The sequence below is a fragment of the Siccirubricoccus soli genome, assembly GCF_024178315.1.
Taxonomy (GTDB): Bacteria; Pseudomonadota; Alphaproteobacteria; order Acetobacterales; family Acetobacteraceae; genus Siccirubricoccus; species Siccirubricoccus soli.
This window is the reverse complement of record NZ_JAMZIK010000251.1, coordinates 1-1011: the sequence shown is the minus strand read 5'-3', so window position 1 is coordinate 1011 and position 1011 is coordinate 1. Positions and strand designations below refer to the sequence as shown.

Genomic DNA, 1011 nt, shown 5'->3' with positions numbered 1-1011 from the left:
CGCGCGGGCGCGCAAGGGGTGGTGCCGCCGGATGCCTCCCCCGCCACCCTCGCTGCGGCGTTGCAGGCGGTGGCGCGCGGCCTGGCCGTGCTGCCGCCGGCGCTGCTCGCCAGCCGCTTCGGCCCCGCCCCCGCCGCCGCGGCGGAGGCGGAGCTGACCAGGCGGGAGCGGGAGGTGCTGGAGCTGCTGGCGGCCGGCGCCTCCAACAAGGTCATCGCCCGGCGGCTCGGCATGTCCTTCCACACGGCGAAGGCGCATGTGGCGGCGGTGCTCAGCAAGCTCGGCGCCGGCAGCCGGGCCGATGCGGTGGCCCGCGCCGCCCGGGCCGGTCTGGTCCTGCTCTAGCAGAAACGCCGCGCCGGGGCCTTGTCGCGACGCTGTTGCCTGGGGCGCCGAGTCCTCGCCGCCCGCGATGCAACGTGTAAAGTTATATTGTTAGTACGATCTTAATAATCCGCGAGGCGTGATCTGTGCCGCAGCTTGGCAGGACTCACATAACTGTCGCGAGAGCGGTGGCCGTTCCACAATAAAGACAATACCTTTCCGCAGCGATTCGGCTTACCCAGTAGCCCCATGCGAGACATCCGGGCCGGCATGCTGGCGTGGTGGCGAAGGGCCGCGGGGCTTTCCGGCAGCTCGGGCTGGCCCCTGCGGCTCGCCGCGCTCGGCCTGCCGCTCCTGGCCTTCGTCCTCGCTGCTGGGCAATCCTGGCAACGGGGGCAGGCGGAGGCGGCGGCGGAGCTGCTGCGCCGCACCGATCTGCTGGAGGAACAGGTCCGCCGCGCCTTCGAGGCCCGGGACGCGCTGCTCGCCATGCTGCAATGGCAGCTCCGCGACCGCTCCTGGCCGGCGGAGATCGCCGGGCATGCGGAGCTCGCCGCCCTGCTGGCGGAGCTGCGGCGCAGCGCCCCGGGGACCGGCAGCCCCGGCCCGGCGGCGCTCGCCGTCACCCCGCCCGGCCACCAGGATCCGCCGCCGGAGGAGGCAGCCCCACCGGTGGTCCCGCCGGGC

The 1011-nt window shown here is 74.0% G+C and carries 2 protein-coding genes; both read left to right on the top strand.

All coding sequences use genetic code 11. From position 1 onward, the window contains the following. A partial coding sequence (locus NJ376_RS27725; protein WP_252956593.1) for a LuxR C-terminal-related transcriptional regulator occupies positions 1 to 345 on the top strand: 345 nt, incomplete at its 5' end. 228 nt (positions 346 to 573) lie between these two features. Continuing rightward, positions 574 to 1011: hypothetical protein (locus tag NJ376_RS27720; protein WP_252956592.1), on the top strand; the 438-nt coding region annotated here is incomplete at its 3' end.